This is a genomic window from Vibrio sp. 2033 (genome assembly GCF_033339735.1).
Genome location: NZ_JAWOVC010000122.1, coordinates 1 through 1028, shown reverse-complemented (window position 1 = coordinate 1028; position 1028 = coordinate 1). Strand labels below are relative to the sequence as shown.

General features: G+C 47.0%; 1 protein-coding gene and 1 pseudogene. Both read left to right on the top strand.

Features of this window, described 5'->3' with window-relative positions; all coding sequences use genetic code 11:
- Positions 1–30: 30 nt before the first annotated feature.
- Positions 31–750, top strand: a complete 720-nt coding sequence (ompR, locus tag R7P74_RS25045) for an osmolarity response regulator transcription factor OmpR (protein WP_318123341.1) — start codon at positions 31–33, stop codon at positions 748–750.
- A 105-nt stretch (positions 751–855) separates the two neighbouring features.
- A pseudogene (envZ, locus tag R7P74_RS25040) lies at positions 856–1028 on the top strand (two-component system sensor histidine kinase EnvZ); the annotation flags it as partial.

Sequence of the window (1028 nt, the reverse complement as noted above, 5' to 3'; positions counted from 1 at the left end):
GACAATAGACGCTTCTGAAAGGATGTTTCAATGCAAGAAAATCATAAAATTTTAGTGGTTGATGACGATGCTCGTTTGCGTGCTCTGTTGGAGCGTTACCTTTCTGAGCAAGGTTTTCAAGTCCGTAGTGTAGCAAACGGCGAACAAATGGATCGCCTACTAACACGCGAAAACTTTCACCTAATGGTATTGGATTTGATGTTACCAGGCGAAGATGGCTTGTCGATTTGTCGCCGTTTACGCCACGCCAATAACATGTTGCCAATTCTGATGCTGACAGCAAAAGGTGACGAGGTTGACCGTATTGTTGGTTTGGAAGTTGGTGCGGACGATTACCTACCTAAACCGTTCAACCCGCGTGAACTACTCGCTCGTATTAAAGCGGTTTTACGTCGCCAAACGGTTGAGCTACCGGGCGCGCCAAGTACGGAAGAAAAAGTGGTCGAGTTTGGCGAGTTTCGTTTGAATCTCGGCACGCGTGAAATGTTCCGTGGTGATGAGGCGATGCCATTAACATCGGGTGAATTTGCGGTGTTGAAATCACTGGTAACCAACGCGCGTGAGCCAATGTCGCGTGATAAGCTGATGAACATGGCGCGTGGTCGTGAATACTCGGCGATGGAGCGTTCTATCGACGTACAAATTTCTCGTCTACGCCGCATGCTGGAAGACGATCCGAGCAAACCTCGCTACATCCAGACCGTATGGGGTTTAGGTTACGTATCTGTCCCAGACGGCAAAGAGTCGTAATTCTTACTCCCTTAACCGGCAATCGGTTTTTAAAACTTCGGCCATCAAATTTTCTTCTTATTTGGTGGTCGAGGTTTTCGCAATTAGGATCATCAGGAAATTTCCATGCGAATCCGAAGTTCACTGACACAATCTATTCTACTGTTCATCTCCTTGCTTCTTGCTAGCCAAGTCTTTTCTTATTACGCCGTTTTTAACTACGCGTTGATGCCAAGCCTGCAACAGTTCAACAAAATTCTCGCTCACGAACTGAATCTGGTTCTCGCTGTAGATGGCCC